This window comes from Trebonia sp. (assembly GCF_049794275.1).
Lineage (GTDB): Bacteria > Actinomycetota > Actinomycetes > Streptosporangiales > Streptosporangiaceae > Trebonia.
This window is the reverse complement of the sequence record NZ_JBARCR010000006.1, coordinates 1-3,768: the sequence shown is the minus strand read 5'-3', so window position 1 is coordinate 3,768 and position 3,768 is coordinate 1. Positions and strand designations below refer to the sequence as shown.

Below are 3,768 nucleotides of genomic sequence, written 5' to 3'. Positions count from 1 at the left end.
GCGCACCCGCCGGCAGCCCGGTGCGCGGCGCGAGGTCCGCCCGCCGGTCCAGGTACCCGGTGACCACCGCGACGCCGCCGAGCCCCTCGGCGTCCAGCCGCTGGGCGACCTCGTGGGTCGCCGCGATCGACGCCTCCACGAACGACGCCCGCAGCGCGAGGTCCTCCACGGGATACCCGGTGAGGAACATCTCGGGGAACACCACGACCCGCGCCCCGCGCGCCGCCGCGCGCCGCGTCCACTCCACGACCAGCTCGGCGTTCCCGGTCAGGTCCCCGACGGTAGCGTTCAGTTGAGCGAGGGCGATCCGCATGTTAGCCACGCTTCCAGCTTAGGCGGGCTCACCCAGGCGCGCGGTAACCGTGCTGGACGAGGATTTGAGCACCAGCGGCGTACTGGGCGGGGTCGTCGGGCACGGCCGTCCCCAGCCCGTCCACGTACCGGTTGTACATGCAGAACGCCGCCGCGATCAGCACGGTGTCATGGATCTCCACGTCGGTGGCGCCCGCGGCGCGCGCCTTCGCCACGACGTCGGCCGACACCAGCCGCCCGTCCACCCGGACCAGGTCGGCGATGTCGAGCAGCGCCCTGAGCTTGGCGGAAACGGGAGCGGTGCCGGGGTCGGCCAGCACCTGCCCGACCAGGCCCGCGCCGCCGGGCAACTGCGCCGCGGCGGTCGCCGCGTGCGAATTCGAGCAGTACTCGCACTCATTGCGCCGCGACACATAGGCGGCGATCAGCTCGCGCTCGCCCCGCGTCAGCGTGCTGTCGCCGCGCAGCAGGACCTCGGCGAGCTCGCCGAGCGGCCCGGCGGTCTCCGGCCGGTAAGCGAGCAGCCCGAGAATCCCCGGAATATCATTTCCAAGCTCAATATGTGCCACAGCCTCAGCGTCTCACTAGTCGGCCACCCGGTCGAATCCTCCATCTTCGTATCACTTCCGGCCCTAAAAAACAGACAAAAAGGACGAGAAAAGGGCCGAATCTGATACGAAGACGAAAAGTGATACGAAGTTGCGGCCTGACGGCGCGTTCCCGCCGCGGCGCGGGAACCGCCGCAAGACCGTGACCCGGGGCGTATCGTCTTTGCAGTGGGTTATGCGATATGACGGGATGCATGCGAATGCGACCCTTTGTGCGGCGTCTGGACGTGTAGGCGGGACACGGTGACCTGGAAAGCCCGGCAGGCCTGGGACGCGCGGAAAGCATGGTGGCTTGAGACGGCCACGGCGGTCGCTGTGGTCGTGGTCGTCATTGTCTGCGTTACGAACGTGTGGACGGCGCCGCTGCTGCTCACGCCCTTGCTCGCGGTCCCGCCCGCGCTGGCCGGCGTCGGCGCGCGCAGTCTCCTGCGGCCGCTCGTCTACGGCGCGGTCAGCCTGGTCGCGGCCATCGTCATCGCGCTCACCGCCAGCGGTGACACCCACGAGGTACCGGTGGCGACGATCGTGGCGGTCGTCGTGATGACCGCCATCAGCGCCGCCGCGACTGCCTTCAGCGGCGGCCAGACCGAGCAGTTCGCCAACGTCATCTCGGTCGCGGAGACCGCCCAGCGGGCGGTGCTCAAGCCGCTGCCCGGCCAGCTCGGCCCGATCGAGCTCGGCGTGATCTACCTCGCCGCCGCCGCGGACGCGAAGGTCGGCGGCGACCTGTACGACGTCACCGCGACGGAGCACGGCATCCGGCTGATCATCGGCGACGTGCGCGGCAAGGGACTGGGCGCGGTGGAAGTCGCCTCCGACGTCCTCGGCATGTACCGCGAGGTAGCGCACGACGTGCACACCCTGGGGGAGCTGGCCCGCAGGCTGGACGCGGGGCTGTCGCGCCGCTGGGGCGAGCATGAGGAGTTCGTCACCGCGCTGTTCGTCGAGATCGATCCCGAGGTCGGCCGGCTCAGCATGTTCAACTGCGGGCACCCGCCGCCCATCCTGATCTCGGCGGACGGCGTCACCGTGCTGGAAGTGCCCGCCCCCGCGCCGCCGCTCGGCCTGCTGACCCTTGGCGACAGCTCAGGCGCCGCCATGACCCTCGCCTTCAAGCCGAGCGATCAGCTGCTCCTCTACACCGACGGCGTCACCGAGGCACGGGACCGGCGGCGCAGCTTCTACCCGCTCGATGAGCGGCTGCACGTACTGCAGGCCAAGGCCAAGGCGAAGGACAACGGCACCGGCCTTGACCTCCTCGAGGCGGTCCGGGACGACCTGATGCGGCACTCGGGCGCGCCCCTCGAGGACGACGCCGCCCTGTTGCTCGTCCGCGCCCCCGCGGTGTGGCCGAGCCCGGCCGCCGCACGCCGACAGGACCCTACGGGGTCACGGCCGTAGCGCTCCTGCCTTGACGCTCCTGCCTTGACGACCGCGCGACGATCACCGGAACGTAACCGGGCGGAAACGCCTGCCCGGTATTTCCGCTGGTAGCGTGACCCGACCATCCGCCGGTGAACTGTTCGCGAGAAACGTCTAAGGTGATAGCCGTGGATAGGCAGGAAGAATTCGTGCTGCGCACGCTCGAAGAGCGGGATATTCGTTTCGTCCGGCTCTGGTTCACCGACGTGCTCGGCTCGCTCAAGTCCGTCGCCGTCGCGCCGGCCGAACTCGAGGGCGCGTTCGCCGACGGCATCGGCTTCGACGGGTCCGCGATCGAGGGTTTCGCCCGGGTGCACGAGGCGGACATGATCGCCAGGCCCGACCCGTCGACGTTCCAGCTGCTCCCGTGGCGGGGTGAGTACCCAGGTGTGGCCAGGATGTTCTGCGACATCCTGATGCCGGACGGCTCGCCGTCCTACGCCGACCCCCGCTGGGTGCTCAAGCGCAACCTCAGCAAGGCGTCGGAGATGGGCTTCACCTTCTACACGCACCCGGAGATCGAGTTCTTCCTGCTGCGCGACAAGCCCGATCCTGGCGTCGTCCCGGTGCCGATCGATTCCGGCGGCTACTACGACCACACCCCGCACAGCATCGCGCACGACTTCCGCCGTACCTCGATCACGATGCTCGAGGCGATGGGCATCTCGGTGGAGTACAGCCACCACGAGGGCGCGCCCGGCCAGCAGGAGATCGACCTGCGCTATGCCGACGCGCTGACCACGGCGGACAACATCATGAGCTTCCGCCTGGTGATGAAGGAAGTCGCGATCGAGCAGGGCGTCTGGGCCACGTTCATGCCCAAGCCCTTCACCGAGCACCCCGGCTCCGGCATGCACACCCACGTTTCCCTGTTCGAGGGCGATCAGAACGCCTTCTACGAGGCAGGCGCCGAGTACCAGCTCTCGAAGACGGCCCGCGCGTTCATCGCCGGCCTGCTCAGGCACGCCCCGGAGATCACCGCGGTGTGCAACCAGTGGGTGAACTCCTACAAGCGGCTGTGGGGCGGCGCGGAGGCGACCGCCGGCGCCGGGGGAGAGGCGCCCGCCTACGTCTGCTGGGGCCACAACAACCGCTCCGCGCTGGTCCGCGTCCCCATGTACAAGCCGCAGAAGGGCAACTCGACCCGCGTCGAGTTCCGCTCGGTGGACGCGGCGTGCAACCCGTACCTGGCGTTCGCGGTCATCCTCGCCGCGGGCCTGAAGGGCATCGAGCAGGACTACGAGCTCCCGCCCGGCGCCGAGGACGACGTGTGGGCCCTGACCAGCGCCGAGCGCCGCGCCATGGGCATCAAGCCCCTCCCGGCCGACCTCAACGAGGCCATCAAGGTCATGGAGAACAGCGAGCTGGTCGCCGAGACCCTGGGCGAGCACGTCTTCGACTTCTTCCTGCGCAACAAGCGCGAAGA

The 3,768-nt window shown here is 69.3% G+C and carries 4 protein-coding genes; 2 read left to right on the top strand and 2 right to left on the bottom strand.

The window, feature by feature from the left end:
• Window positions 1-322: nitrilase-related carbon-nitrogen hydrolase (locus tag WA805_RS00150; protein WP_425241344.1), on the bottom strand; the 322-nt coding region annotated here is incomplete at its 3' end.
• A gap of 19 nt (window positions 323-341) precedes the next feature.
• Complete coding sequence (locus tag WA805_RS00145) at window positions 342-881, bottom strand: carboxymuconolactone decarboxylase family protein (protein ID WP_422288453.1); 540 nt, start codon at window positions 879-881, stop codon at window positions 342-344.
• 282 nt (window positions 882-1,163) lie between these two features.
• Here WA805_RS00145 and WA805_RS00140 point away from each other — a divergent pair, with 282 nt between their 5' ends.
• Window positions 1,164-2,321 (top strand): PP2C family protein-serine/threonine phosphatase, encoded by a 1,158-nt coding sequence (locus tag WA805_RS00140; protein ID WP_422274142.1) that lies wholly within the window; start codon window positions 1,164-1,166, stop codon window positions 2,319-2,321.
• Between the two features lie 149 nt (window positions 2,322-2,470).
• Window positions 2,471-3,768 (top strand): glutamine synthetase family protein (locus WA805_RS00135; protein ID WP_422340414.1); only part of this gene is annotated, 1,298 nt, incomplete at its 3' end.